Genomic DNA, 25,718 nt, shown 5'->3' on the forward strand with positions numbered 1-25,718 from the left:
AGCTTTTGGTTATTTGACGAAAAGGTGGGAAGCCCTATGAAATCCATATGGGTGATAAACGGACCGAACTTAAACCTGCTCGGCTTCCGTGAACCGGGCATTTATGGTTCACTCAGCTTGCAGGCGATCGAAGATAATTTGCGTAAACAGGCGGATCTCGCCGGTATCGGTATTACCTTCTATCAGTCTAATCATGAGGGTGCTATCATCGACCGTATTCATGAAGCTATTGGACAGGCGGACGGCATACTACTTAACCCGGGAGCACTGACCCACTACAGCTACGCTGTACGTGATGCCATCAGTTCTGCCCGTATTCCGACAGTGGAAGTTCATCTATCGAACATTCATGCCAGGGAGGAATTTCGTCATACCTCCGTCATCGCACCTGTTGCTGTCGGACAAATCGCGGGTTTTGGCGCAGCGAGTTACACACTGGGCTTGTCGGCCCTTTTGCAAGTCCTGAACGACCCAGAAGGATAGCTTGGGAAATGGGTGAGAGGAGAGGTTAGAATGAGTAACAAACGAGTGGTTAAACTGCGCGAGAAACTTCAAGGCAAAGGCGTAACGGCTATGCTGGTTGCAAGCCCGATCAACCGCAGATATTTGACAGGCTTTACCGGGTCTGCCGGCTATGTGCTGATCACACGGGATAATGCCTATCTCTTGACGGATTTCCGCTATATGACTCAAGCTCCACAGCAAGCCGTCGGCTTTCAAGTGGTTGAGCATGGACCGAAAGTTATGGAGACGGTCAAGGATTTGCTATCTTCCGAGGGGATTACATCGCTTGGATTTGAACAGGACCATGTTACATACGGCGTATTTTCCACCTATTCGGAACAGCTCGCGCCAATTAGCCTGGTGCCGGTTTCGGGTCTTGTAGAGGATCTGCGGATATTCAAGGATGAGGAAGAATTGAGCATTATGCAGCGGGCTGCCGATTTGGCTGATCAAACGTTCAGCCATGTGCTGACCATTCTGGCTGCCGGCAAAACGGAGCGGGAAATCGATCTGGAGATGGAAATGTTCATGCGCAAGCATGGCGCCACAGCGTCTTCCTTTGATACCATTGTCGCTTCCGGTGAGCGTTCGGCTCTTCCGCACGGCGTTGCCAGCGAGCGTGTCATTCAAGGGAACGAATTCGTTACGTTTGATTTCGGTGCGCTGCTTGACGGATACTGCTCTGATCTCACAAGAACCGTTGCGCTCGGAAGTCCTGATCCTAAACTGAAGGAGATTTATGATATCGTGCTGGAAGCACAGCTTCATGCACTGGATCATATTAAACCTGGTATGACAGGACGCGAGGCAGACGCCTTAACTCGTGATATTATTACCCGTTATGGATACGGGGAATATTTTGGACACAGCACGGGGCATGGTTTGGGTATGGAGGTTCATGAATCTCCGAGACTGTCCAAGCTGAGTGATGATGTGCTGAAGCCGGGTATGGTGGTAACGGTGGAGCCGGGCATTTACTTGCCTGGGCTTGGCGGTGTCCGAATTGAAGATGATATCGTCATTACGGAATCGGGTATTCATATACTAACAAGCTCGTCCAAAGACTACACTGTGCTATAAAAGGCTGTTCAAAAAGATAGCTTTTTGAATTTGTACTTTAGGAAAATGATGTACTATATTAATTAGACCGCATCCTTAGGAGGGAATCTTAGTGATTTCAGTTAACGATTTTAAAACAGGTTTGACCGTAGAAGTAGATGGCGATATATTCACCGTTTTGGATTTTCAGCACGTAAAGCCCGGTAAAGGCGCAGCTTTCGTACGTTCCAAATTGAAAAACCTTCGCAACGGCAACACCGTAGAGAAGACGTTCCGTGCAGGTGAAACGATTGGCCGCGCGATCATCGACAATCGTGGTGTACAGTATCTTTACGCCAGCGGTCAAGAGCATGTATTCATGGATAACGAAACTTACGATCAGTTCAGCTTGACTAACGAGCAGTTGGAATGGGAACTGAACTTCCTGAGAGAGAACATGAATGTAAACATCATCAGCTACCAAGGGGAAATCCTCGGGATCAACCTGCCTAACAGCGTGGAGCTGAAAGTTGTTGAAACCGAGCCGGGAATCAAAGGCAACACGGCTACGGGCGCAACGAAGAGTGCGAAAGTGGAAACCGGCCTGAATGTACAAGTTCCGCTGTTCATTAATGAAGACGATGTGCTTCTGATCGATACACGCGAAGGTAAATACATCTCCCGTGCATAGCAGGCTCTAAACGGGACCCTTCAACGATTGACGGGGTGCCAATATCTTCTAAACAACGAGACTCCTGTACGTATGTACGGGAGTCTTTTTTGTGATGGGCGAAAGCCGATGCGGTAAGCCCGAGTTCTTTTTGCCTTGAAAAGCCTTGACGGGATGACTTACTTTCGTATTATACTGTTTTAAAGTGAGAAACCACCTGAATGCTGTTACATACTGATATTAGTGGGGAGTGAAAGAAGCATTGTCACTGTACGTCATGAAATTCGGAGGCAGCTCTGTAGGGGATACAGAACGTATGAAGCGTGTTGCCAGAAGAATTGTAGAGAAACAAGATGAAGGTCATCAATGTGTAGTCGTGGTGTCTGCTATGGGGGATACGACAGACGATTTGATTGACCAGGCAAAGCTGTTGAACGAGAATCCGCCGGCGCGGGAAATGGATATGCTGATGACCACGGGAGAACAGATATCCATATCGCTGCTATCCATGGCCATTCACGGTCTCGGACGCAAGGCAAAGTCTTTTACCGGCTGGCAGGCGGGGTTCCGAACGGAAGCTGTCCATGGCAAAGCCCGCATTACGGATATTATGCCAGAGCGCGTGTTTAAAGCGCTTGACGAAGGGAATGTCGTCATTGTAGCGGGATTCCAGGGAATGTCTGAGGACGGAGAGATTACAACGTTTGGACGCGGGGGATCAGATACCACGGCGGTTGCTCTAGCGGCTGCCATCCAGGCGGATGTATGCGAAATATATACAGATGTGGACGGAATTTACTCCACGGATCCGCGGGTTGTTAAATGTGCGCGGAAGTTGAAGGAGATTTCCTATGACGAGATGCTGGAGTTAGCCAATCTTGGAGCAGCTGTTCTTCACCCGCGTGCGGTTGAGTATGCGAAGCATAATCAAGTCAAGCTTGTCGTCAGATCCAGCTTTAATCATAACGAGGGTACGGTTGTTAAGGAGGAAACAAGCATGGAACAAGGTGTGGTTGTCAGCGGAATTGCCTTTGACAAGAATGTGGTAAGAATTAGTATTCTGGGCGTTTCCGATACGCCAGGCGTTTTGGCTCAAGTGTTCGGAGAACTTGCAAAAGAAGCGATTGATGTTGATATTATCGTACAGAGCGGTGTGCAGAACGGCGAAGCAGACTTTTCCTTTACCGTTTCCTTGGCCGATCGGGAGCGTGCGTTGTCAGTTATTGAACAAATCCGGAGCAAAACTCCGTATCGTGACGTTACCTCGGAAGATCATCTGGTGAAAGTATCGATTGTTGGCGCTGGCATGGTCAGTCACCCGGGTGTGGCCGCGCAAATGTTTGATGTCATCTCCCGGCAGGGGGTCAGCATCAAAATGGTCAGCACGTCCGAAATCAAAGTATCCTGCGTCATTGAAGGAACCAATCTGGAAGGTGTCGTACAGGCGCTTCATACCGCGTACGGATTGGATACGGATCAGCAGGCTTCCGTTGGCGGACCGCAGGTTCGGCGATAACCTGTTTTTATGTAATCATTTTCTGCAATCATATCGATATTAAATAGAGTAATCCCGGTCCATAGCGGCCGGGATTTTTTGCGTTGTCCGAAAGATTCAAAGTTCGCTTCTATGAAATTGAAAAAATAGAGATAAAACGAGAGTACCTCGCATATTTTTAAACATCACACATGTGAACAAGGAATAAGGAGGATATATAGCATGCTGGACAAGTTTGTCGCTAGTATGGCCACGCTTCGTTTTTTCTCTGGCAGTCTCGAGATTGTGGCGGCCATCATCATGCTGCGTCTGAACCAAGTTGATAAAGCGCTGGCTGTGAATTCGGCCCTGGCTTTCATGGGCCCGCTGGTACTGATTCTGACAACAACGATTGGCCTTGTGGGAATGGCAGATAAATTGTCGTGGGGGAAGATCGGCTGGATTTTGTGCGGCGTCTCCTGTCTCTTATACGGCGTTCTAAAAAAATGATAGATTCGCTGCATATTTTTCAGGTACAAGCATACACATGGGATATGAAGTTCTCTTATTAGAAGATGATCAAAAAGGACAACCTGGGGGAAATTGATATGACATTGAATTGGTTAGACCTGTTTCCCGAAACCGTAAAACGAATGCTGCTGAGCCTGTCGAATGAGCTTCTCAATCATGTAGAGGAGGTACGTATCCGGGAGGAACGTCCGCTGGAAATTAATTCGGCGGGCAAGCATCATTTTCTGGACCGGCGGGGCGGGCTTACACTGCGGCCTGATGAAGCGTATAAGCCGACGCGTGAAGATACCCATCGGTTGCTGGATCTAATCAGTAACCATTCCCTCTACACCATGGAAGAGGAATTGCGAAAAGGGTTTATCACGATACCTGGGGGGCATCGGGTCGGGCTCACCGGCCGGACGGTGCTCAGCGGGGGTAAGGTTGAACACATTCGGGATATTAGTGGATTTAATGTCCGGATTGCCAAGGAGGTTCAGGGAGCGGCGGATGACATCATCCCGCATTTACTTGACCGGAAACGGAAAAGGGTGATGCACTCGCTGATCTTATCCCCGCCTCAGCAGGGCAAAACAACGCTGCTCAGGGATCTGGCAAGGCAGATCAGTTACGGCAAGTGGGGGAATTCGGCCGTGCATTGGCCGGGAATGAAGGTAGGCATCATCGACGAACGTTCTGAAATCGCCGGTTGTTTGCGCGGAGTCCCTGGATTCGACGTAGGTCCGCGTACGGATGTGCTGGATGGTTGTCCGAAAGCTGAAGGGATGATGATGATGATCCGTTCAATGTCCCCGGATGTGCTGATTGTGGACGAGATCGGACGGCCTGAGGATGCGGAAGCTGTCATTGAAGCCTTGCATGCAGGAATTAGCGTGATTGCAACGGCACATGGCTCATCCATACAAGATATGCGGGGGCGACCGGCACTCGCCGGTCTTTTGGAGAACCGAATGTTTGAAATGTATGCCGTTCTCAGTAGAACAAGCGACCAAAGATCATACAAGCTGTATGACGGAGGTCAGCGAACGCTTCAGACGGCTGCAGTCGGTCCGCCGGGCGGTGATGCCTATGCTTAAATTGGTCGGGGCTGTGCTTGTGCTGGGAGCCGGAACTTTAGCCGGATTTTTTCAGGCCCAGCAATTCGCAGCAAGACCCAGGCAGCTGCGAGAACTTATTCTCGCGCTTCAACGGCTGGAAACGGAGATCAGCTACGGTTTGACGCCGCTACCCGATGCGCTGGAGCGAATTGGCGATTCCCTTCGTGAACCGCTCAGATCCTTATTTGCCTCAGCCGCGCTTTACATGAGACCCGATTATGGGTTATCCGCACAGGACAGCATCCGCAAGGCACTGGGCGAATACTGGAAGCGAACATCAATGAAAAGTGCCGAGCGTGAGGTGTTGGAGCAGCTAAGCGGCGTTCTTGGCACCAGTGACAGGCAGGACCAGATCAAACATATCGCTCTGGCCGTGGGACAGCTCAAGCATGAAGAAGCAGCGGCAAGGGATGACCAGGTCAAATATGAAAAGATGAGCAAAAGTCTGGGACTGCTCATTGGAGCATTGATCGTCATTTTGATCTTTTAGCGAGGTGCCAAGGGAAATGAACATTGAAGTGAACGCCATCTTCCAGATTGCCGGTATCGGGATCATCATTGCCATGATTCATACCGTCCTGAAACAGATGGGGAAAGAGGATATGGCACATTGGGTAACCCTGATCGGGTTTGTGGTTGTGCTGTTTATGGTAGTCAGATTGCTCGACGATTTGCTTAAGGAAATCAAAAGTATTTTTCTATTCCAGTAGGTGGACTTATATGGAAATTATCCAGGTGGTAGGACTGGGCATCATCGCTACCGTGCTGATCTTGGTTGTCAAGGAACAGAAGCCGCTCTTTGCCTTTCTTCTGGCAGTGGCAACCTCACTTCTCATCTTCCTGTTCCTGATCGGGAAGATTGGAAATGTCTTATCCATGCTGGAAGATTTGGCGGAGAACTCCGGTGTCCAGATCATTTATCTGAAGACCGTTCTGAAAATCATCGGTATTGCCTATATTGCGGAGATGGGGGCCCAGATCGTACGAGATGCCGGACAGGAATCGATCGCATCCAAAATAGAACTGGCGGGAAAAGTGCTCATATTGGTGCTCGCTGTACCGATTATCGGGATCATCATCGAGACGGTCCTGAAGCTCCTCCCGGCTTGAAAAAGGTGGGGGGACATGGTTACAGGAGTTATACTTCGAAATGGCTTGGCTGTGTTTCGTCTACTGATCCTGATGTTGTTTATGTCCGGATTGTTCTGCGGAACAATAAGTGCGACCGCCGCGGCAAATCCGGCCGATGAGTGGGTAGAGCAGCAGACGCAGCAGCTGCCGACAGACCAGGTCGAGAAATACTGGGACCGGCTCATGAAGGATTACGGCGGTTTCTTCCCGGATGGAAAGACGCCGTCCCTGATGGATATGCTGCTGCCGGGCGGCGATGGTCTTAGCTTCAAAGGGGTTATGTCCGGAATCGGAAAGTATTTGTGGCACGAGGTGCTTTATAACGGCAAGCTGCTGGCGACCATTGTGATGCTGAGCATCATGAGTCTGATCCTTGAGAATCTGCAGACGGCCTTCGAAAAAAGCACCGTGAGTCGGGTTGCCTATACCATCTGTTACATGGTTGTCCTGGTCATTGCCGTTAACAGCTTCAGCATCGCGATTGGATATGCCCGGGACGCCATTACCCAAATGATCGATTTCATGATGGCGATGCTTCCCTTGCTCTTTGCACTGATGGCTTCGATGGGCAATGTCGTGACTGTCTCGGTGGCTCATCCGCTAGTCATCTTCATGGTACATACGGTAGGTACGCTGATCAGCACGATTGTGTTCCCGCTTCTGTTCTTCTCGGCTCTGCTGCATCTGGTAAGTTCGCTATCCGAAAAGTACAAGCTGACCCAGCTGGGCAACCTGCTGCGAGGAGTTTCAATGGGCGTTCTGGGCGTGCTGCTTACCGTGTTTCTGGGGGTTATCTCCGTCCAAGGACTTACCAGCTCGGTTACGGACGGTGTGACGATCCGGGCAGCCAAATATGTAACCGGCAATTTCGTTCCGGTAGTCGGCAAGATGTTCGCAGATGCAACGGATACCGTGATCTCGGCCTCATTACTCGTCAAGAATTCCATCGGGCTGGCAGGGGTCATCATTATTTTGTTCCTTTGCGCATTCCCTGCGATCAAGATCTTGACGCTTGCCTTGATATATAACGTCGCAGCGGCCGTCATGCAGCCGCTCGGAGACACCCCAATCGGCACCTGCCTGCAGACGATCGGAAAGACGATGCTGTATGTTTTTACAGCTTTGGCCGCAGTCAGTATGATGTTCTTCCTGGCCATCACGATTCTGCTCACGGCAGGCAACATTACCGTCATGATGAGGTGAGGCAGAATATAGCGGCGGCTAATCTTTAGGAGGAATGACGAATGGACTGGCTTGGAGGTTGGTTGAAAAGCGTCATCATGGTAGTTCTCTTTGCAGCCTTCGTTGATTTGATACTTCCCGGCAAAGCGCTTGAACGATACGCCAGATTAGTCCTGAGCCTGTTGATTCTGCTTACGCTGCTTAGCCCGATTATCACATTGATAACGGATCCCCCTGAGAATCAACTGGCGATGGAGCTGGAGCGGCAGGAGAAAGGTCTGCCGGAGGAGGTTCAACTGGAGCATATTCTGGCACAGGCCGAGAAGCTGAAGGAAACGCAGCAGAGTCAAAGCCTTCAGTGGGCAGGCAACGAATTGGCCCAGGTGATGAAAGAAGAGATTTCGGCAGAAACGGGGGAAGCGGTTCAGGAGGTCAAGGTGGTACTGGCTGCAGTTGCTAGGCAGGACAAGGGATATGCAGGCGCTACGATACGATCTGTTGATGTAAGACTGGTTGGAGGTGAATCGGAGAATGCAGAGGTAGAGAACAGCGATGATAAGCAACCCATCGGCATAGAACCTGTGGATTCCGTTCAGGTGAATGTTGAATCCATGCAATCGGAACGGGATGGGAAGGCTGCGGCGAAAGCGAATGCAGAAGCAGTGAGCAAGGCCGAGGAAGCAAGAGCAGAGCCGGTTCGGAAATACATTAGCCGTCGGTGGGATTTGGAGCCGGATCTGATTACGATCTATATGCCAGGGCAGGAGCAGGATAAAAAGCTGTAGCGGAGGTGAGTATGATGGGAAATTGGTTGAAGCGGTTGGAACAATGGCTGGGCGGAGGTGCTGGCGGAGCAAGAAAAATGCAAACCTTCAGGTGGTTGATCATTCTGGGTCTGATCGGCGTTGCGATTATGCTGTTCAACTCCTTCGTCAATGTGAAGAAGCTGGATCATGAGAATATCGGTCGCGAGCCGCCGCCGGAGACGGCTGCGGTCTCAACGACCCAAGGCGGGACTTCAACCAGCGGCGGGGGTGAGTTTGAAAGTATCGAGCAGGATTTTGAAATGCGCACTAAAACCATGCTGGAACAGATTGTTGGGGTTGGGTCCGTCGATGTCATGGTGACTGTGGAATCTACAGAGGAATTGGTCGTCCAGCGTGACATGAAAGATACACAGGAACTGACGGAGGAAACCGATGCTAACGGAGGTAAGCGCCATGTCACAAGTTATCAGCGTGATGGCCAGATTGTAACTTATGAATCTTCCGGAGAAGAAACGCCGATCGTCACCAAGAAGATCAAACCTCAAGTCCGGGGGGTGCTCGTCGTAGCCAAGGGAGCCGAGAATGATGTTGTTAAGAGCTTGATCGTGGATGCGATCCAGCGAGGCCTCAATGTCCCGTCTTATCGTATATCCGTTGTCCCGCGTAAACAGGAATAACCGCAGCCTCTCGAATGATCCGATCATTCGTGCCAAGGTTTTCATTCAAAGGAGGAAACGTTCAAATGAATAACAAAAGACAAACCATATGGTTAGTATCCATGCTCAGTTTGATGGTCATCCTGTCAGCCTACTACTTATTCACCGACGATTCGGGAACGAAAGCGCCGCCGGTTGCCGAGAGCACGCAAGTGGACGGTCAGAAGCCAGGTGCCGGACAAGAAGCAAACGGAACCGCAGGCACTGGCGACGAGCTGGTTGTGAACGAAGTGCTTGAAGAAGGTACTGACGGTGATTCCGGTGCCGATGAGCAAGGAACTGCAACAGGCGATACAGGTGCGGCCGGTACAGAAGACTCTGCAGAAGCAACACAGGGTAAGCAAGGGGATCAAGGAAAAGCAAGTGGCGAAGCCGGTAAAACGGAAGAGCCGGAAGTGAAGGAATCCCAAGAGGGTGCCGAGAATTCCAAAGACGCTAGCAGCACAGACAAAGAGGGCGCCAAGGACTCCAAAGACACAAGCAGCACCAGCAACGGTAAGAAATCGGATGAAGAAGTGCTGGAGCAAGTGGCTGCCAATGCAACATCTGCAGCAGCCCAGTTGGAGTCCTATAAATTGGACCGCTCACAAAAAAATATGAAATTATACGATGAGTTAATGACAAAGATCGACAATCATGAAAACAAGCCGGAGCAAACAGCTCAAGCTACCGAGCAGCTGAAATCGGCCGAAGCGAGAGAAGAAGTGATTCTCAGCATCGAAGAAGCCCTTCAGCAGCAATACGGAAACGCCGTTGTGAAGGAAGAGAGCGAGAAGTATAATGTGGTCGTACTGAGTGAGAAACTCGATGCCAAAGGTGCAGCCGGCATCGTGAGTCTTGTGATGAAGGAACTGAAGGTTTCGCCGGATAAAGTAACCGTTCAATATGTTGCGCCATAAGCTTGTCCGCAGATTTCAACATAAATCACGGATATATTATAAAACCGAAAGAGTCTAAGGATTGCCTTGGGCTCTTTCTATTTCGCTCGATTGTGATATAATACTCTAAGCTATTGACTGACTGTCCTAAGCAAGGGCTTCCAAGAAAGTGAAGGAGTGAACGTCGATAATGTTTAAATTAAACGAAATCAAGGAACTTATTAAGCTGGTGGATCAAACATCCGTGCATGAGCTGGAAATTGAGAGCGAAGGTACACGCTTATCCATTAAGAAACCCAATGCAGCCGAGGTGGTTAACAACTATCAGGCGGCGCCGCAAGCGTTCCTACCGGCACAGCAAGTGATGGCACCACAAATCGTACAGCCGAATACGGGGAATCAGGCACCTGCAGCTGCACCACAGCAGGATTCCGTGGAGGATGGCAAAAGCTCATTACATAAAATCGTATCACCGATGGTAGGAACTTTCTATCGTTCCCCATCGCCTGAGGCTGGGCCATTTGTCAGCCCCGGGGACAAGGTGACTGATAAATCAACGGTCTGCATCATTGAGGCCATGAAGCTGATGAATGAACTGGAAGCAGAGATCAAAGGCGAAATCGTAGAGGTTCTCGCACAGAACGGTCAACTTGTAGAATTCGGGCAGCCTCTGTTTCTGGTGAAACCGGAGTAATATGGAGGGACTCGCCAAGAACGAGAGTCGCAAGAGTCCGAAGGAGGTTACTGCATGACATTTCAAAAAGTGCTAATCGCGAACCGGGGAGAGATTGCCGTTCGTATCATCCGGGCTTGCCGGGAACTTGGCATCGCAACGGTGGCCGTATATTCGGAGCCGGACCGGGAATCCCTGCATGTTCGCTTGGCGGATGAGGCCTATTGCATCGGCCCTACGTTATCGAAAGACAGCTATTTGAATTTTACCAATATCATGAGCGTTGCTACACTGACCGAGTGTGACGCCATTCATCCCGGGTATGGCTTTTTGGCCGAGAACGCGGATTTCGCGGAGATTTGTGAATCCTGCAACATTACCTTTATCGGTCCTTCCGCTGACGCGATCAACCGTATGGGAGATAAGGCTGTTGCGAAGCAGACGATGAGGGATGCAGGTGTTCCGGTTATTCCGGGATCCGACGGATTGGTCGAGGATTTAAATGAGGCCGTAATGCTTGCCCGGGATATCGGATATCCCGTCATTATCAAGGCTACTGCAGGTGGCGGAGGTAAAGGAATTCGGATCGCCGAGGATGAAGAATCGCTGGTTAAACAGATTACAAACGCACAGCAGGAAGCCCAGAAGGCCTTCGGCAATGCAGGCGTCTATCTGGAAAAATATTTGACTGGCATGAAGCATGTAGAGATTCAAATTATCGCCGACAAACATGGCAACGCCGTGCATCTCGGGGAGCGTGACTGTTCTGTGCAGCGCCGGAGACAAAAGCTTGTTGAGGAAGCTCCTTGTCCGGTGCTAAGTGAAGAGGTACGCAGCCGGATGGGCGAAGCCGCCGTTCGGGCCGCAAAGGCCGTTAACTATTCCGGTGCAGGTACGCTTGAATTTTTGCTCGGCCAGGACGGTCAGTTCTACTTCATGGAGATGAACACGCGGATTCAGGTGGAGCATCCGGTGACCGAGATGGTGACCGGGGTTGATCTGATTCAGGAAATGATTTCCGTTGCCGAGGGCAACACGCTTTCTTTCACGCAAGAGGAAGTAGTTATTAATGGCTGGTCCATCGAATGTCGGATTAATGCCGAGAATCCGGACAAGAACTTTATGCCTGCGCCTGGAACCATTCAGTTCTATTTGCCTCCAGGAGGTCCTGGCGTGCGGGTAGACAGTGCGGCATATCCCGGTTATACCATTTCGCCTTATTATGATTCGATGATTGCCAAGCTGATTGTATGGGCGCCGACCCGCGATGAAGCCATCGCGAAGATGAGGCGCGCACTGGCTGAATTCGAGATTGAAGGGATCTATTCAACCATCCCGTTCCACCAGAAATTGCTCAAGCATCCTACCTTCTTGAAGGGTGACTTCGATATTAAATTTTTGGAAGAAAATGAGATTTGAAACCTTTGGCCAAGTTTGTCATAAACTTGGCCAAATGGTATAGTATGAGTAATAAGAGCGCATGCCTTAAGCAGTTGGGGTGCATCCGCTAACTTATTCCGAAAGGTGTGTTGAGACAATGGCGGAAACTTTGCCTACAGAATTTGAACGTACAGATATTGGTGAAATTCAGATCGCTCCGGAAGTTATTGAAGTCATAGCTGGACTTGCTACGGTAGAAGTACGTGGGGTTGCAGGGATGAGCGGAGGCTTTGCAGGCGGCATTGCCGAGCTGCTCGGACGTAAGAATTTATCCAAGGGTGTTAAAGTGGAAGTTGGACAACGGGAAGCTGCTGTTGACGTATCCGTTATCGTGGAGTATGGTCATCGTCTTCCTGAAGTAGCCGGAGAAATCCAGCGCAACGTGAAACGTTCGATTGAGAATATGACAGGGCTTACGGTCATTGAAGTCAATGTACATATTCATGATGTCCATTTCATGAAATCCGTAGAGAAGACGGAAGAATTGGATCTGGCTCAACGCGTGAAATAAGAATACTTTCAGGCTAGCCCTGGGCAGCGATGTCGAGGGTTTAATCTAATTTTAAGGAGGCTGTGCTGAATCGTGGCCAAATTAATGGACAGACTTTTGCTGTTTATCTACAGCTTAAGTATCGGTGTTATATCCGTAGTTGCCATCCTCCTGTTGAGTGGCGCTGTTCCGTATGAATTAACAAGCGCTCAGGAACAACGCCTTTTCTGGGCTGGAATTATCGTAGCTGCGGTTTTGTTTTTGCTGAGCATCCGTTTCTTCTACATCTCCGTAAGGCGCGATCGCTCGAACCTGAATTCCATCGATCAGCGCACGGAGTTTGGTGACATTCAAATCTCTGTGGAGACGATCGAGAATCTCTGTCTCAAGGCGGCTTCTCGCGTCCGTGGAGTCAAGGATTTGAAATCCCGGATCAAGGTATCCCAATCGGGTCTTGATATTGCGATACGCGCCGTGGTTGATGGTGAGGAATCGATTCCTACACTGACAACGGAAGTACAGAAGCAGGTGCACGACTTTGTTGAAGATACAACAGGAATACCCGTGTCATCCGTATCCGTATATATTGCTAACGTGGTTCAGGCACCAAGCTTCAAGAGCCGCGTGGAATAGAGGTGAGCTTCCCCAATGCCTTGGAAAGAAATATGGGAGAGTCACAGAGGAAGAATTGCCGGGGTGACCGGCGGGCTTGTGTGCGGACTGATTTACTTATTATCCGGTTTTTGGGATATGCTGTTCTTTGCATTAGTGGTATTTATCGGCTATATATTTGGCAAGCGCAAGGATCTGAAGCAGGGCTCCGTATTCCACTTTCAGGAATGGGGACGATGGCTTTCCGAGCGCTGGCGGCCGTTTAAATGAACCCTGTGATATGCTTTCTCCGGAAAAAATGCTGAGGACAGGTGTAGTGCGCCTTTTTTGCGGAGAGAGATATTCACAGGTTTTTTTTTGGCCTTTTAATTGTTGTCAAGTCTTGACGGCAAATGGATCATACTAATTAGAAAAATGGATTCAGCAGGGTCCACAGGAGGAACAAAATGAAAAGACGTGTAGTAAGAGAGATTGTCGTTCAAAGCCTTTACCAGATGGAGATGAACGAAGTCGACAGTGTGGAAGCCGTGTCGATGCTGCTCTCGGAAGCGGCCGAAGAAAATGAGACCGAGCGGGTCATCGGCGACGAAGTTCAAGTGAAGGAGTATGTGCTGCAATTGGTCAATGGAACCTGGGAATCCAAGGATTCAATTGATGAACTGCTCGCTCATTATTTAAAAGGCTGGCAGGTAAGCCGTCTTTCCCGTGTGGATCGTCAAATCCTGCGTTTGGCTGTATATGAACTGACATCCCGTGAAGATGTGCCTGGCAAGGTAGCTGTTAATGAAGCGATTGAGTTGTCCAAGCATTTCGGAACGGAGGAGTCAGGGAAATTCGTCAACGGCGTACTGGGCCGGATGATTCAGGAGCTGGATCAAGTCAAGGCGAAGCTGCGTCAGTCTTAATCTGTACGCTTAAGCTAAGCTTGAAACGATATCATTCCATCATATTGGAGGAGAGATTAGGATGACAGCAGCAACGATAATTAGCGGAAAACAGATTTCTGAAGAAATTCGCAAGGGGATTGCGTTAGAAGTAGAACAATTGTCCAAGCAGAATGTACGTCCTGGTTTGGCTGTTGTACTTGTAGGGGATGATCCGGCTTCGCATGTTTACGTTCGCAACAAGGAGAAAGCATGTCAGGATCTGGGTTTTTATTCCGAGGTGCATCGTCTTTCCGCGGAATCCAGCCAGGAAGAAGTGCTGGCGCTCGTGGACAAGCTCAACGCCCAGGAATCCATTCACGGAATTTTGGTCCAGCTCCCTTTGCCCAAGCACATCCATGAGAAGGCCGTCATTGATGCGATTGCAGTGGAAAAGGACGTTGACGGTTTCCATCCGGTTAATGTGGGTAACCTCGTGATAGGCGACGACAGTCTGCTGCCGTGCACACCTGCCGGCGTGATTGAAATGATCAAGCGGACAGGTATTGAGATTGCAGGCAAGCATGCTGTTGTAATCGGGAGATCCAATATCGTTGGCAAACCGGTATCCCTTCTCCTCCAGCGCGAGAACGCCACCGTTACGATGTGTCACTCCAGAACGGGGAATATGGCTGAAATCGCTCGTCAAGCGGATATCCTGGTTGTTGCGATCGGCAGAGCGAATATGATTGATGCCAGTTACGTGAAGCCAGGCGCGGTCGTGATCGATGTCGGCATGAACCGTTTGGAGAACGGAAAGCTTGCCGGGGACGTTGACTTTGAGAGCGTGAAGGAAGTGTCAGGTCCGATTACTCCGGTTCCCGGAGGGGTGGGACCCATGACCATTACGATGCTCATGCAGAATACCTTGATAGCCGCCAAAAGGCTGAATGGGTTGAACTGATATGAAGTCGGCAGATCCAGGACGAGTATTATCCGTTAAAGATTTAAACCGTTATATCCGCATGAAAATGGAAGGCGACTCCAGGCTCTCCGACGTATGGATCCGCGGTGAAATTTCGAATTTCACCCATCATTCCAGCGGACATATGTACTTTACCTTAAAGGATGAAGGCAGCCGGATTCGTGCGATCATGTTTGCGACTCATAACCAGAGGCTCCCTTTTATACCGAAGGAAGGCTCTCGCGTTATTGCCAGGGGTAATGTGTCGGTATATGAACGGGATGGTCAGTACCAATTCTATGCGGTTCAAATGCAGCCTGACGGGATCGGCAGTTTGTACCTTGCTTATGAACAGCTGAAGTCGAAGCTTGAGGAAGAGGGTTTGTTTGCAGCCGAGCGCAAGCGGCCTTTGCCGCGTTATCCTAAGACGATTGGTGTTATTACCTCGCCGACGGGTGCCGCTGTTCGGGATATTATGATTACGATCCGGAGAAGGTACCCTCAGGCAAGAGCGATATTGTATCCGGTGCTGGTTCAAGGCAAAGGGGCTGCTCCTTCAATCGTGAAGGCTATTCGAACGATGAATGACATGGCTGAGGCCGATGTGCTCATCGTTGGGCGCGGCGGCGGATCACTCGAAGAACTGTGGGCATTTAATGAGGAGATCGTTGCAAGAGCTATTTATCAATCCAATATTCCTGTTATTTCCGCCGTTGGACACGAAACCGATTTTACGATCGCCGATTTTGTAGCGGATTTACGAGCCGCTACGCCAACGGCCGCCGCGGAACTTGCGGTACCGAGCAGTGCGGAACTGAGGGGACAGCTTGTACAAAGACAGCGCCAGCTAAAACAGGGACTTCAGCAGCGTCTTAAGCGAAGTCGTGACCGTTTAGTTTCGCTCCAGCGTTCCCCGGTTCTGGTTCATCCTCGCCGGTATATGCTGCAGCATGCCGAACGGTTGGACATGCTGTCCCAGCGGCTGCAGGGCAACCTGAAATCCCAGCTGTCCCTGGTCCGCCAACGGCAAAAATCACTGCATCAGGGATTAATCAGGTATAATCCGCGAACCCAAGCGGAGTTCTCGGCGAGAAGAAAAGATCAGGTGAGCCGGCAGTTAATGAATGCGATGCAGTCGATCATGAAATCCAAGATGTCGCAGCTGCAAACCGAAATGCGGCATCTCGATGCGCTCAGTCCGCTGAAAATTATGTCCAGAGGATATAGTCTCGTGTATGACGAGCAAGAGCAAAAGCTTGTCAAATCCATCGAAGATGTTCAGTTAGGCGATTTGGTTAACGTGAGGGTCAGCGATGGACAACTGCAGTGTCAAGTGTGGGGAATGAAGGAGGATGAAGAGAATGGCGAATGAAACATTGGAGATCAGTTTTGAAGAAGCGATGGCTCAGCTCGAGACGATTGTAGAGCAATTGGAAGATGGAGACGTGCCGCTGGAAAAAGCCATTGATTTGTTTCAACAGGGCATGAAGCTGTCGCAGATATGCAGCAAAAAGCTGGAGCAGGTGGAGCAAAAAATTGAAATGATCGTAGAAGAAGGCGGAGAACTGAAGCGTAAGCCTTTTGGTGGATCGCTTGATGAGACAGGTGAACTAGGTGAATAACAGACTTCCGATTCATCAATATATGAATGATATTTGGGACAGACTGGATAGCGAGCTTACCAATCTTTTTCCGCCGGGTTGGAAAATTCCTGAAACCCTTCGCCAGTCCATGTCGTATTCTTTAATGGCAGGCGGAAAGCGAATGCGTCCGCTGCTTGTCATTGCTGCATGCGAGGCGGGAGGCGGCAACCGTGACGCAGCCCTTCCGGTCGCTTGCGCCGTTGAGATGGTTCATACATATTCCCTTATACATGATGATCTGCCAGCGATGGATGATGATGATTATCGCCGCGGCAAGCCAACAAATCATAAGGTTTTTGGCGAAGCAAGCGCTATTTTGGCTGGTGATGCCTTGCTGACACATGCTTTTTACAGCGTAATCCAGGCTTCCAGAAAGCATGGAATTCCGGCTGAGCGTGTGCTGTCGATTGTGGAGGATCTTGCAGAGTATGCAGGTCCGCGGGGAATGGTAGGCGGGCAGGTTGCCGATATGGAGGGTGAACAAGGGATAACGACGCTAGAGCAGCTTGAGTATATCCACCTGCACAAGACGAGTGATCTGATCATGTTCTCGCTGATGGCAGGCGGGCATCTTGCCGGGTGTTCGGAGTCCCAGATTGAATCCTTGCGAACCTTTGGGCATCATATCGGCCTTGCTTTTCAGATTCAAGATGATATCCTGGATCTGGTCGGGGATGAGTCCAAGCTTGGGAAGCCGGTGCAAAGCGATGTGAAACAGGAGAAAGTAACGTATCCGTACTTCATCGGTTTGGACGCATCCAGGCGTGAAGTTGAGCGCCTGACAGCAGAAGCGAAGCGGGTCATTTCAGAAGGGAACTTCAATGATCCCTCCAGATTGCTGGAGATTGCCGATTTCTTGATGGCGCGGGACCACTAAGCACGCTTTACATGCAAACGGTTTTTTTGTGATATAATGTCTGTTAATGGCTGAATTCATATCAGCTAAAGAAACGTAAACTTAATCAAGGAAAGCGGGGAGATTCTTCGTGCTTCTTCCAAATATCAAGCATCCCGAACAACTTAAACATCTATCGGTGGACGAACTCGAGGATTTAGCAGGACAAATCCGTCATTTTCTAATCGAAAAGCTGTCCGTTACCGGTGGCCATCTTGCACCGAATCTGGGAGTGGTTGAACTCACGCTGGCCTTGCACTATTGCTTTGACAGCCCTCGTGACAAGATGATTTTTGACGTGGGCCATCAAGCCTATGTACACAAGATCTTGACCGGACGGATGGATAAATTTGATACGCTCCGAAAATACAAAGGCTTGTGCGGCTTCGTAAAGCGTTCCGAAAGCGAGCATGATGTCTGGGAAGCCGGACACAGCAGCACCTCGCTGTCTGCTGCAATGGGTATGGCGATGGCGCGTGATCTGAAAGGTGACAACAACCGGGTTATTGCCATGATCGGTGACGGTGCCCTTACCGGCGGCATGGCGTTTGAAGCGCTCAACCATATTGGCCACGAGCAGAAAAAGCTGATGGTCATCCTGAATGACAATGAAATGTCGATTGCACCGAATGTGGGTGCCATGCACAATTACCTAAGCAAGATCCGTTCCGATCGTTATTATCTTCGTGCCAAGGACGAAGTGGAAATGCTCCTGAAGAAAATTCCTGCCATCGGCGGCAAACTCGCCAAAACGGCAGAGAAGATGAAGGACAGCCTTAAATATATGATGGTTCCCGGTGTTTTATTCGAGGAACTCGGACTTACCTATCTGGGTCCTGTAGACGGACATGATCTAAACAAACTGATCGATACGTTAAAGCAGGCCGACAATGTGGACGGACCCGTTCTGATTCATGCTGTCACAACCAAAGGCAAGGGATACCGGCCGGCTGAATCCGATTCTCATAAATGGCATGGAATCACGCCTTATAAGATTGAATCCGGCCAAGTTCTTAAAGCGGTCGGAAATCCGATGTATACGGAAGTATTCGGACAGACGCTGGTTGAGTTGGGGGAACAGGACAATCGGATCGTGGCCGTCACGCCGGCGATGCCGGGAGGCTCCGGCTTGATCCCGTTCAGCAAGAAATTCCCTGACCGTATGATCGATGTAGGGATTGCCGAACAGCACGCCGCGACCTTGTGCGCAGCATTGGCAATGGAAGGCATGAAGCCTGTATTTGCGGTGTATTCCACGTTTATGCAGCGTGCGTACGACCAAATCGTGCATGATATTTGCCGCCATAACGCCAACGTGATGTTTGCAATTGACCGTGCCGGCTTTGTTGGTGCAGATGGCGAGACTCACCAAGGGGTATACGACGTAGCCTTCATGCGTCATATCCCGAATATCGTCATTATGATGCCAAAAGACGAGAACGAGCTTCGTCATATGATGAAAACAGCACTCGATTATAATGAGGGACCTATCGCATATCGTTACCCTCGGAACAATGTGCGCGGCGTTCCAATGGACACCGAACTGGTACCGATTCCTATCGGAACTTGGGAAGTCGTTCGTCCTGGCGAAGGATACGCCATTCTGGCAGCGGGTCCTATGGTTCAATTGGCTGAAGAAGCGGCGGAGCAGCTCAAACGGGAAGGAATTACGGTACAAGTCGTAAACGCCCGTTTCCTTAAACCGTTGGATGGAGGTATGCTGCGGAATCTGGCCGAGACGGGGACGTCCATGCTGGTTCTGGAGGAAGCTTCGCAAGCGGGTAGTATGGGCAGCGCGGTTTTAGAGTTTTTTGCGGAGCAGGGAATCCATGATGCGGTTGTATCTTTAATGGGGATCGAAGACCGGTTTATCGAGCATGGAAGCATACCGCAGCAGCGTGAAGAAGTAGGGCTGACATTGGATTCGGTTTGTCAGGAGATCCGGAGCTTGAAGAATGCTCGGACAGCCGTACTTGGCAAGAGAAGTTTTATGTCTTAGTAAACCATCGGGAGTATAATATGGATTCATCTCAGAAAGAACGAATTGATGTCCTGCTCGTGGAGCAGGGATATTATGAGAGTCGCGAAAAAGCCAAAGCCGCGATTATGGCGGGTCTGGTCTATGCCGGAACCGAGCGGATCGAGAAAGCCGGCATGAAAATTCCAAGGACGTCCGAACTGAAAGTCAAAGGCTCGGTTCATCCCTATGTCAGCCGTGGCGGATTAAAGCTTGAGAAGGCGATTCGTTCATTCGATATCGATATGAAGGGGCGTACGATGCTGGATATCGGCTCTTCGACTGGCGGCTTTACGGATTGCGCGCTCCAGCACGGAGCAAGTTATGTGTACGCAATCGACGTCGGTTATAACCAGTTGGATTGGTCGCTTCGTAACGATGAACGCGTTTGTGTCATGGAGCGAACCAATTTTCGCTATATGACGCCGGACGACCTGAATGGCCCTCAGCCGGATTTTGCCAGCATTGACGTTTCGTTTATATCCCTTCGCATTATTTTGCCGCCTCTGAAGATGCTCCTGGGTAAACCGGGAGATGTGGCTGCTCTGATCAAACCTCAATTTGAGGCAGGTCGGGAGAAGGTTGGTAAGTCCGGCGTGGTTCGGGATCCGAAGGTTCACAGGGAAGTCCTAACGCAAGTGCTGACTTTTGCAGATGAAATTGGGTTCAAATTAAAGAATCTTACGTTCTCTCCGATTACGGGAGGGGAAGGCAATATAGAATTCCTGGCCCACTGGCGATTAGAGCCGGAGGATTCTGAAAGCTCGGAAGAACCGACTCAGGGAGATGGACAAGAATCTGTCCATTTGAGTCAATGGATTGATACCGTCGTAACACAAGCGGCTCATACATTCACAGGAAACTCATCGAAATGATGGGTTTCTTTTGCTGAAAAAGAGGAATTGATGTTCTCATCCGCGAATACAAAATTCGAGGTGAGAGGATGAATGAGCGTTATGATTGGTTATTAATGATATTGCTTGGTGTCGTCGTTGCCTTGCTTATCGGTTATAGGCTGAATCGTTGGCTGATGTCGCCATCACCGGATCGACTGCCGGGCATCCCGATCAATGAACACATTCCAGATCACCCAGCCATTGGGATGCTCGAACAAGAAGGATATGACGTGGTTGGGGGTAAAGTAAAAATAAACTTATCGTTTGAAACGGGTCAGAGACCCATTTTGAGTCGGTTGTTTATAGATTACGTTGCATCCGATGACAGTGGCGAGCTGTACATGGTCAAGCTGGCACGGGAACGGATGCCGGTCGATTGGACGGGGGCCGGCATTCGTGATCGGTTGATGCCTTTTTTGCTGCTATATCCCGAATGTGCCGGTCTGCTCTATATTGATGTAAACGAGAAGTCGATTCACCGTTTAAGCATGGATTGGTCGGACGAAGAATGGATTGGTCAAGATGATTACAACAGTTAATACTCAGGAGGCTCTTTATGAAGGGACAACGCCATATTAAAATCAGGGATATTATTACCCACCAGGATATTGAGACACAGGATGAGCTTGTAGACGCATTGCGTGCGGAAGGTTTCCAGGTTACTCAAGCTACAATTTCACGTGATATCAAAGAACTGCTGCTCATCAAGGTGCCTACGGATGATGGGCGATATAAATACTCTATGCCGACAGATCAGCGTTACAATCCTGTACAGAAGCTCAAAAGAGCGCTTATCGATAATTTTGTTTACATTGACCGTACCGGTAATCTTGTCGTCATGAAGTGCTTGCCTGGAACAGCTAATTCCGTAGCCGTGCTGCTCGATAATATGGAATGGACCCAGGTCATGGGGACCATATGCGGCGATGACACAATATTGCTCATTTGCCGAACGGAAGATGACGGAGAACATGTGGTTGCCCAAATTAAAAATTTCATTTCGTAATCAATGTTGTGACTCATTGGCAGTTTTTAAGCAGTAGCGGAGGTGGGAAACATGTTAAACACGCTATCCATTCGGAATCTGGCGGTTGTAGAAAGCGTGGATGTGCATTTTTATCCGGGATTTCACGTTCTGACAGGGGAGACCGGAGCTGGTAAGTCCATCATAATCGATGCGCTGGGATTAATTGCCGGCGGCCGCGGCTCGGCTGAACTAATTCGCTACGGCTGCGACAAAGCAGAGATTGAGGCTTTATTCGAGCTGCCTGCAGGGCATCCCGTATGGGATACGCTGAAAAAGCTGGGTGTTGAAGCGGATCCAGAAGAGCATTTGTTGATACGGAGAGAACTGACAGCTCAAGGAAAAAGCACCTCCCGTATTAACGGCCAGCTGCTGAATTTAAGCATGCTGCGTGAGGTTGGAGAAAAGCTCATAAATATCCATGGTCAGCATGAACATCAAAGCTTGCTCCGTTCAGAGCAGCATATGAGCCTTCTGGATACGTACGGAGATAAGGTCATAGGGCCTGTCAAGCGGAAATATCAAGAATTGTACGGGGAATTCAGCAAAGTGGAGCGAGAGCTCAAGGACCTGCAGGAGACGAGCCAGAAGGCGTATCAAATGCTCGATATGTATCGGTTCCAGCTGGAGGAGATTGCAGCGGCGGAGCTAAAATCCGGTGAGGACGAGGAATTGTCCGAGGAAAGAACCAAGCTGTCCCACAGCGAGAAGATGATGGATTCCGTTGCCGGAGCATACGACCTATTGTACGGATCCTCGGGATTGGAATCCGTCAGCCGTGCCCTATCCAAATTGGAGGATGTGTCAGGTTACGATGAGAAGGGTTTAAAGCCGCTTGTTGAGCAGCTGCAATCCGCTTATTATCAGCTGGAGGATGCCGTTTTCCAGCTAAGGGATTACCGCGACAGCATTGAATTTAATCCGGAACGTCTGAACGACATTGAGCTTCGTTTAGATATGATCTCCGGATTGCGCCGAAAATATGGGGATAATGTTGAGCAAATTTTGGAATACTACGTGAGAATTCAGCAGGAAACCGATATGCTGGAGAATAAGGACGAATTTATCCAAGCATTGGAACAGCGTCGTGACGAGTTGTTAAGCGTGCTGTTGGTTAGTGCTAAAGAGCTTAGTATTGCCCGCAAGCAGTGTGCGCAAGATTTAGCACGGCAAGTGGAGGGAGAACTGAAGGATCTGCAAATGGAGCGCACCTCCCTTGAGGTTCGTATGGAACTACAGCTGGATCCTAACGGTTACGAATATGAAGGACATAAAGTAAGGTTGACCAGACAGGGTATGGATACGGCAGAATTCCTCATATCCGCCAATCCGGGTGAGCCTCTGCGTCCGCTTGCCAAAATTGCTTCGGGTGGAGAAATGTCCAGAATTATGCTGGCGATGAAGAGTATATTTGCCCGTCATGATCAAATACCGGTCTTAATCTTTGATGAAGTCGACACAGGTGTCAGTGGAAGGGCTGCCCAATCGATTGCGGAGAAGCTGTTTTTGCTGGCCAAAACCTGTCAGGTGTTCTCCATTACGCATTTGCCGCAGGTTGCATGCATGGCAGATCATCAGTATTTAATCGAGAAGAAGCTGGAAGCCTCCAGAACGATGACGCAAGTAGAAAACCTGAATGAAGAGGGGCGTGTAAAAGAACTTGCACGAATGCTTGGCGGAGTCGAGATCACCGAAAAAACACTTCATCATGCCCAAGAAATGCTCAATCTGGCGGCAGCGCAAAAGGCTTCCAGAAAGGCTCTGGGTCAATGATTGACAGTTATAAATCCATAAGGGCAGGGTAACTTAAAGGTACGCAATTGGCGACCACCTTTTCGTCAAGCGAAAGAAGAAAAAGGGAGCGTGACAGCCATTGAAGCCCAACCTCAGGAGAAAACTGCTCGGTTTCGTTCTTGCTTTCCTTCTTTGTTTTATTGGAACTGCTGATCCTGTCCAGTCTTTTGCTTCATTGCCTAATGAGCTGAGATTGATTTCCGGTCAGCAGTCCCGTCTTGATGTTGCCATGCCTGTTCAAGCCCTCGCTTCAGTTGATCGCCCGGATGTCCTGCAGCTCAACGGCTCCCGCGAGTCAAAACTTCAAGTATCGCTAAAGCATCCACTTCAGCTGAATCCCCAGCAAAGCGGAAATGCCGAAGTTACCCTGAAATTATTTGGTAAAATTCCTCTGAAGACAGTTCATGTGAAGGTGATCCCCGAGCTCAAGGTGATTCCTGGAGGTCAGACCATCGGCGTCAAAGTGAAATCCTCTGGTATACTGGTCGTTGGACATCATCTGGTACGCGTTCAAAACGGTGCTAAAGTGTCCCCTGGAGAAGCGGCTGGCCTGAAGGTTGGCGATCTGCTGACCACGATGGATGGAAAGCCGCTTAATGATGTAACAAAGGTTGCTGATATCGTCGAGAAGGCCGGTAAAGCCAATAAGCCATTGGATATCTCCTTCAAGCGGGGCGGCAAAGAAATGACAACCAAGCTGAGTCCGGCCTATGATCAAGAAGATCAAAGCTGGCGCCTTGGTCTGTATATCCGTGATTCTGCAGCAGGTGTAGGCACTTTAACTTTCTACGCACCTCACCAGAAAGTCTACGGGGCTTTGGGCCATGTCATTACCGATATGAATACTCAAACACCCATTGATGTTGGAAGCGGCCAGATTGTTCAGTCCAACGTTACATCCATTAGCCGAAGTGAAGAAGGCGAGCCGGGAGAAAAACGGGCAACCTTCACAAAAGACGGCAAGATTTTGGGCAATGTTGAGCGCAATACTCATTTTGGCATCTTCGGTAAAATGAATAATCTTCCTGAGCATGGTTTGTATCAGGAGCCAATTCCGATAGCCTTATCTCATGAGGTCAAGGAAGGACCGGCAGAGATTTTAACGGTCGTTGAAGGACAAGAGGTTGAACGATTTACAGTGGATATCGTTCATGTATCTAAACAGGATGCTCCCGCTACGAAAGGGCTTGTACTCCGTATTACCGATCCAAGACTGCTTAAGAAGACAGGCGGGATTGTACAAGGCATGAGCGGTAGTCCAATCGTTCAAGATGGCAAGCTGATTGGAGCGGTTACGCACGTTTTTGTAAATGATCCTAAATCGGGGTATGGATGCTTTATTGAATGGATGCTTCAGGACTCCGGCGTACTACAATCTACAGAATCATCTCCTCAAAATCTTAAGGCGGGTTAATGCCTTGAGATTTTTTGTCGTAAAATAACGAAATAGAGATTAATTTGAAACAAAATATTTAATTATAAATCAACTTCAAAAAAAAATAAAGAAAAATAATTTTCGACAGAAGGAATTTAAATCACTATGTCGAAAACTTTATACACAAGAAAAATATTCTAAAATAACAACTGATCTGATAAAGGAGGAGCACGAATTGCAAAAGATCGAAGTATTATTGGCAGACGACAACCGTGAGTTTACAAACCTGCTTGGTGAATACATTTCGGATCAACAAGATATGGTGGTATCCGGAATCGCTTATAATGGCGAAGAAGTACTGAGCATGATTGAGGAAACGGGAAAAGTACCGGATGTGCTGATCCTTGACATTATTATGCCTCATTTGGACGGCCTTGGCGTACTTGAACGATTACGCGATATGAATTTGTCTCCGCAGCCGAAAGTCATTATGCTTACGGCATTTGGTCAGGAAAATATTACGCAGCGAGCTGTACAATTAGGTGCTTCCTATTATATTTTGAAACCGTTTGATATGGAGGTGCTCGCTAGCCGCATTCGTCAACTTGTTGGCTCGTCCAGCAGCATTTCTTCAGGCGCGTCATTTACAAGTATGAAATCCAATGTGGTTCCTATGGGCAAAGGCAAAAATTTGGACGCCAATATCACTTCGATTATCCATGAAATAGGTGTTCCTGCTCATATCAAGGGCTACCAATATTTGCGTGAAGCCATTACCATGGTATACAACAATATCGAAATTCTTGGGGCGATCACCAAGACTTTGTATCCAGCGATCGCAGAGAAATTCAAAACAACGCCTTCTCGTGTGGAACGTGCAATCCGTCATGCTATCGAAGTAGCCTGGACTCGCGGAAACATCGATTCCATTAGCCATCTGTTCGGCTACACCATCAACATCAGCAAATCCAAGCCAACCAACAGCGAGTTTATCGCGATGGTCGCTGATAAGCTGAGAATTGAGCATAAGGTGTCTTGAAAGGG

Annotated in this window: 30 protein-coding genes; all 30 read left to right on the forward strand. The window is 49.3% G+C overall.

Translation table 11 applies throughout. From position 1 onward, the window contains the following. Positions 1-36: 36 nt before the first annotated feature. Positions 37-483 (forward strand): type II 3-dehydroquinate dehydratase, encoded by a 447-nt coding sequence (gene aroQ / locus ACOZB4_RS14710; RefSeq protein WP_076320868.1) that lies wholly within the window; start codon positions 37-39, stop codon positions 481-483. A gap of 30 nt (positions 484-513) precedes the next feature. After that, complete coding sequence (locus ACOZB4_RS14715) at positions 514-1,584, forward strand: M24 family metallopeptidase (protein ID WP_076320869.1); 1,071 nt, start codon at positions 514-516, stop codon at positions 1,582-1,584. A 91-nt stretch (positions 1,585-1,675) separates the two neighbouring features. After that, entirely contained in the window at positions 1,676-2,233 is a 558-nt protein-coding gene (efp, locus tag ACOZB4_RS14720; RefSeq protein WP_379415039.1) for an elongation factor P, read from the forward strand. A 241-nt stretch (positions 2,234-2,474) separates the two neighbouring features. Next, positions 2,475-3,728 (forward strand): aspartate kinase, encoded by a 1,254-nt coding sequence (locus tag ACOZB4_RS14725; protein ID WP_076320871.1) that lies wholly within the window; start codon positions 2,475-2,477, stop codon positions 3,726-3,728. A 201-nt stretch (positions 3,729-3,929) separates the two neighbouring features. Continuing rightward, complete coding sequence (locus ACOZB4_RS14730; RefSeq protein ID WP_076320872.1) at positions 3,930-4,196, forward strand: YqhV family protein; 267 nt, start codon at positions 3,930-3,932, stop codon at positions 4,194-4,196. 98 nt (positions 4,197-4,294) lie between these two features. Continuing rightward, a complete protein-coding gene (gene spoIIIAA, locus ACOZB4_RS14735; protein ID WP_076320873.1) occupies positions 4,295-5,293 on the forward strand; it encodes a stage III sporulation protein AA in 999 nt (332 codons plus the stop codon). Then, positions 5,286-5,804, forward strand: coding sequence for a stage III sporulation protein SpoIIIAB (gene spoIIIAB / locus ACOZB4_RS14740; protein ID WP_076320874.1), 519 nt, complete (start codon positions 5,286-5,288; stop codon positions 5,802-5,804). The genes spoIIIAA and spoIIIAB overlap by 8 nt, the downstream gene beginning before the upstream one ends. Positions 5,805-5,820: 16 nt before the next feature. Then, positions 5,821-6,024, forward strand: coding sequence for a stage III sporulation protein AC (gene spoIIIAC, locus ACOZB4_RS14745; protein ID WP_007129715.1), 204 nt, complete (start codon positions 5,821-5,823; stop codon positions 6,022-6,024). Between the two features lie 10 nt (positions 6,025-6,034). Then, the gene (spoIIIAD, locus tag ACOZB4_RS14750; protein WP_071223846.1) at positions 6,035-6,424 is read left to right on the forward strand and encodes a stage III sporulation protein AD; all 390 of its coding nucleotides are present in this window, start codon (positions 6,035-6,037) and stop codon (positions 6,422-6,424) included. 72 nt (positions 6,425-6,496) lie between these two features. Next, positions 6,497-7,648, forward strand: a complete 1,152-nt coding sequence (gene spoIIIAE / locus ACOZB4_RS14755; protein ID WP_372238780.1) for a stage III sporulation protein AE — start codon at positions 6,497-6,499, stop codon at positions 7,646-7,648. Positions 7,649-7,689: 41 nt separating this feature from the next. Continuing rightward, entirely contained in the window at positions 7,690-8,412 is a 723-nt protein-coding gene (gene spoIIIAF / locus ACOZB4_RS14760; protein WP_379415044.1) for a stage III sporulation protein AF, read from the forward strand. Positions 8,413-8,426: 14 nt separating this feature from the next. Further along, positions 8,427-9,071: a stage III sporulation protein AG gene (spoIIIAG, locus tag ACOZB4_RS14765; RefSeq protein WP_179090583.1), complete on the forward strand. Its 645-nt coding sequence runs from the start codon at positions 8,427-8,429 to the stop codon at positions 9,069-9,071. A 65-nt stretch (positions 9,072-9,136) separates the two neighbouring features. Continuing rightward, positions 9,137-10,009, forward strand: a complete 873-nt coding sequence (locus ACOZB4_RS14770) for a SpoIIIAH-like family protein (protein WP_379415046.1) — start codon at positions 9,137-9,139, stop codon at positions 10,007-10,009. Between the two features lie 169 nt (positions 10,010-10,178). Further along, the gene (accB, locus tag ACOZB4_RS14775; RefSeq protein ID WP_379415050.1) at positions 10,179-10,682 is read left to right on the forward strand and encodes an acetyl-CoA carboxylase biotin carboxyl carrier protein; all 504 of its coding nucleotides are present in this window, start codon (positions 10,179-10,181) and stop codon (positions 10,680-10,682) included. 54 nt (positions 10,683-10,736) lie between these two features. Then, positions 10,737-12,080 carry an acetyl-CoA carboxylase biotin carboxylase subunit gene (gene accC, locus ACOZB4_RS14780; protein ID WP_076320880.1) on the forward strand — a complete coding sequence of 448 codons (1,344 nt, stop codon included), beginning with the start codon at positions 10,737-10,739 and terminating at the stop codon, positions 12,078-12,080. 118 nt (positions 12,081-12,198) lie between these two features. After that, positions 12,199-12,612, forward strand: a complete 414-nt coding sequence (locus ACOZB4_RS14785) for an Asp23/Gls24 family envelope stress response protein (RefSeq protein ID WP_009591235.1) — start codon at positions 12,199-12,201, stop codon at positions 12,610-12,612. Between the two features lie 72 nt (positions 12,613-12,684). Next, complete coding sequence (gene amaP / locus ACOZB4_RS14790; protein WP_379415054.1) at positions 12,685-13,224, forward strand: alkaline shock response membrane anchor protein AmaP; 540 nt, start codon at positions 12,685-12,687, stop codon at positions 13,222-13,224. A gap of 15 nt (positions 13,225-13,239) precedes the next feature. After that, positions 13,240-13,473 carry a DUF2273 domain-containing protein gene (locus tag ACOZB4_RS14795; protein ID WP_076320882.1) on the forward strand — a complete coding sequence of 78 codons (234 nt, stop codon included), beginning with the start codon at positions 13,240-13,242 and terminating at the stop codon, positions 13,471-13,473. Positions 13,474-13,649: 176 nt separating this feature from the next. Beyond that, entirely contained in the window at positions 13,650-14,108 is a 459-nt protein-coding gene (gene nusB, locus ACOZB4_RS14800) for a transcription antitermination factor NusB (protein WP_076320883.1), read from the forward strand. Between the two features lie 61 nt (positions 14,109-14,169). After that, on the forward strand, positions 14,170-15,030 hold the full coding sequence (gene folD / locus ACOZB4_RS14805; protein ID WP_076320884.1) for a bifunctional methylenetetrahydrofolate dehydrogenase/methenyltetrahydrofolate cyclohydrolase FolD: 861 nt from the start codon (positions 14,170-14,172) through the stop codon (positions 15,028-15,030). A 1-nt stretch (position 15,031) separates the two neighbouring features. Then, a complete protein-coding gene (xseA, locus tag ACOZB4_RS14810; protein WP_379415058.1) occupies positions 15,032-16,402 on the forward strand; it encodes an exodeoxyribonuclease VII large subunit in 1,371 nt (456 codons plus the stop codon). Next, positions 16,392-16,652 (forward strand): exodeoxyribonuclease VII small subunit, encoded by a 261-nt coding sequence (gene xseB / locus ACOZB4_RS14815; protein WP_379415060.1) that lies wholly within the window; start codon positions 16,392-16,394, stop codon positions 16,650-16,652. The genes xseA and xseB overlap by 11 nt, the downstream gene beginning before the upstream one ends. Before the next feature lie 22 nt (positions 16,653-16,674). Then, positions 16,675-17,550, forward strand: coding sequence for a polyprenyl synthetase family protein (locus tag ACOZB4_RS14820; RefSeq protein ID WP_379415115.1), 876 nt, complete (start codon positions 16,675-16,677; stop codon positions 17,548-17,550). A gap of 109 nt (positions 17,551-17,659) precedes the next feature. Continuing rightward, on the forward strand, positions 17,660-19,567 hold the full coding sequence (gene dxs, locus ACOZB4_RS14825; protein WP_379415062.1) for a 1-deoxy-D-xylulose-5-phosphate synthase: 1,908 nt from the start codon (positions 17,660-17,662) through the stop codon (positions 19,565-19,567). Between the two features lie 20 nt (positions 19,568-19,587). After that, positions 19,588-20,460 (forward strand): TlyA family RNA methyltransferase, encoded by an 873-nt coding sequence (locus ACOZB4_RS14830; RefSeq protein ID WP_379415064.1) that lies wholly within the window; start codon positions 19,588-19,590, stop codon positions 20,458-20,460. Between the two features lie 68 nt (positions 20,461-20,528). After that, positions 20,529-21,020 (forward strand): hypothetical protein, encoded by a 492-nt coding sequence (locus ACOZB4_RS14835; protein WP_076320890.1) that lies wholly within the window; start codon positions 20,529-20,531, stop codon positions 21,018-21,020. 17 nt (positions 21,021-21,037) lie between these two features. After that, a complete protein-coding gene (gene ahrC, locus ACOZB4_RS14840) occupies positions 21,038-21,487 on the forward strand; it encodes a transcriptional regulator AhrC/ArgR (protein ID WP_379415067.1) in 450 nt (149 codons plus the stop codon). Positions 21,488-21,538: 51 nt separating this feature from the next. Further along, positions 21,539-23,278 carry a DNA repair protein RecN gene (recN, locus tag ACOZB4_RS14845; protein WP_339272111.1) on the forward strand — a complete coding sequence of 580 codons (1,740 nt, stop codon included), beginning with the start codon at positions 21,539-21,541 and terminating at the stop codon, positions 23,276-23,278. Positions 23,279-23,378: 100 nt separating this feature from the next. After that, entirely contained in the window at positions 23,379-24,713 is a 1,335-nt protein-coding gene (spoIVB, locus tag ACOZB4_RS14850; RefSeq protein ID WP_076320893.1) for a SpoIVB peptidase, read from the forward strand. Between the two features lie 196 nt (positions 24,714-24,909). After that, a complete protein-coding gene (spo0A, locus tag ACOZB4_RS14855; protein ID WP_076320894.1) occupies positions 24,910-25,713 on the forward strand; it encodes a sporulation transcription factor Spo0A in 804 nt (267 codons plus the stop codon). Positions 25,714-25,718: the final 5 nt, after the last annotated feature.

Origin of the sequence: Paenibacillus sp. NPDC058898, from assembly GCF_049316025.1 — a bacterium.
Lineage (GTDB): Bacteria > Bacillota > Bacilli > Paenibacillales > Paenibacillaceae > Paenibacillus_AQ.